The organism is bacterium, from assembly GCA_021372615.1.
Lineage (GTDB): Bacteria > Armatimonadota > Zipacnadia > Zipacnadales > UBA11051 > JAJFUB01.
This window is the reverse complement of the sequence record JAJFUB010000144.1, coordinates 1-2,176: the sequence shown is the minus strand read 5'-3', so window position 1 is coordinate 2,176 and position 2,176 is coordinate 1. Positions and strand designations below refer to the sequence as shown.

Annotated in this window: 2 protein-coding genes; both read right to left on the bottom strand. The window is 66.5% G+C overall.

Translation table 11 applies throughout. From position 1 onward, the window contains the following. Positions 1-78: 78 nt before the first annotated feature. Positions 79-948 (bottom strand): metallophosphoesterase, encoded by an 870-nt coding sequence (locus LLH23_20965; GenBank protein ID MCE5240940.1) that lies wholly within the window; start codon positions 946-948, stop codon positions 79-81. Positions 949-1,021: 73 nt separating this feature from the next. After that, positions 1,022-2,032 (bottom strand): AIR synthase family protein, encoded by a 1,011-nt coding sequence (locus LLH23_20960; protein MCE5240939.1) that lies wholly within the window; start codon positions 2,030-2,032, stop codon positions 1,022-1,024. Between the last annotated feature and the right edge of the window lie 144 nt (positions 2,033-2,176).

The window sequence follows — 2,176 nt, the reverse complement described above, 5'->3', positions numbered from 1 at the left end:
ATGATCGCAGACGGCGCGATCATTCGGCCCCTCCGAAGAGGCGAGGCAAAAGCATGGAGTGCCGGGCATAGTCGTCACTCAAGGCTGAACTTGCTTTACTTCTACCGCGTAGTCATCGTCGTTGTATTGCACTCTGAGGTAGTGGTAGAGGCCATCGGCGTCTGGGTTGGCGTACAGGGGGGCGCCGCCGCCGGCCGTTATGAAGTAGTGGACCTTGTCGCGGACCTGGTGGTTGTACAGGTGCTCGTGGCCCGCGAAGACCGCGTTGACTTTGGCCCTGGCGAACAGCAGGTGGAGGCGGTCGCGGTACTTGGGGTACTTGTCGAGCGAACTGCCGCGATGGACGCTGACCGGGAAGAGTGGCTGGTGGAGGGTCACGAAGATGAGCGATTTGTCCTGGGCCTGCGTCAGGTCCTGGTAGAGCCACTGCCATTGTGTCCCGTCAATCCGGCCATACTGGCCGGGCTGCTGAGTGTCGAGGATGACGAAGTGCGCGCAGCTGACGTCGAAGGAGTAGTAGCGGCGTCCGAAGTACTGCTCGAACAGGCCGCCCAGCCCCCCACCCAGGTCGTGGTTGCCAGCGGCCGCGGCCAGGGGCACGGGGCCGGACTTCTGGAGCGGCAACAGGGCCTCGAAGAAGCGCTGGTATTGACGGCGGACGTCGGCGGCGTTGTTGGCGCCGTCAATGTAGTCGCCGGTGCCGAGAGTGAAGGCAGGGCGTTCGGCGGCCATGGCGCGGGCTACGGCGGACACGATCTTGAGGCGCTCGGGCTTACCGCCGGGGCGGGTGTCGCCAAAGACGCTGAAGACGGTGGAAGGGGGCGCCGTGGGCTGCGCAACGGGGCGTGGCTTGGGGCGTGAGGCCCTGGGCACGCTTTGATTGGTCTGGGCGGAAAGGGGAGCGAGACACAGAAACAGCAGGATTTTGAGGGTGAGAGGGTGTCTCATGCGCTTGGGCCGGTTTCTCATGATCCAGTGGACGGCGGGTGGCCCCGTTGGGGTCAAGAAGCACGAATGGCGGTCAGTACAGGCGGGCTATCTCGTCCTGATCGAAGCGCGGCAGCGGCTGCTCCCGGCCATCGCGTACCAGGACGCTGCCCTCGGTGAGCTCGGTGGCTCGACCGATGGCGGTGCAGGCGATGGCGGCTTTGGTGCAGGCGGCGACGGCGGCTTCGGCGTCGGCGGGCGCGACAGCGGCGAGGAGGGAGCCCGAGGCTATCAGGCCCAGTGGGTCAAGATCGTACTCGTCGCAGAGGCGTTGGGCTTCAGGCAAGAATGGGATCGCTTCGTATTCCAGGCGAATGCCGACTTGTGAGGCCTCGGCCATTTCCCAGACGGCAGTGGCGAGGCCGCCCTCGGTCGGATCGTGGAGGGCGTGCGGGCGGATGGCCCCGCAGATCGCCCGCGCCTCCGGCAGGACCATGATCCCGGGATCGTAGAGCATGTTGGCGCAGCGATCCAGGAAGGCGGGCTCGTAGCCGCGCTGCAGGAGTTCCTCGCGCTGTTCGCGGGCGATGAGCGAGGTGCCCTCGAGGGCTACGCCCTTGGTCAGGAGCAGCACGTCGCCCGGCCGCATGCCGTCCGGGTGAATGAGTTCGTCGCGGCGGACCTGGCCGAGCATCTGGCCGACCAGGAGCGGCCGGTCGAGGCCGTGGGTGACTTCGGTGTGACCTCCCACCAGAGCGATGCCGAGGCGCTGGCAGGTGTCCTGTAGTTGACCGTAGATGCTCTCGACGAGTTCCGGCGTGGTCGCGCCCTCGGGTAGAAGCAGTGTCACCAGAAACCAGCGAGGGAGGCCGCCGCTGGTGGCGATATCGTTGCTGTTGACCGCCACGGCATAGTAGCCGATGGCGTCGGTGGCGAAGGTGATGGGATCGGTCTTGGCGAGCAGCAGTTCGTCCTGCCCGAGGTCTATGACGGCGACATCGCAGCCGATGCCGGGACCCACGAGGACTTCGGGTGGAGTGGGGATGCCCCGCAGGAGGCGGGCGAGGAAATCGGCGTCGAGTTTGCCCAGCGGGAGGGTGTTCACGCGTTGTCACCGCACAGGGCCGCCACGAAGGCCGGCACGTCCTCATAGGCGGCATTGGCGCCCAACTCCGCGAACTGCCCGGCAGTGGTGCCGGTCAGGAACACGCCGACGGTGCAGCATCCGGCAGCCTGGCCGCACTCGATG

Excerpts from the sequence above, each read along its gene's own strand:
- LLH23_20965 (MCE5240940.1), bottom strand. The coding sequence starts at position 948 with ATGAGACACCCTCTCACCCTCAAAATCCTGCTGTTTCTGTGTCTCGCT.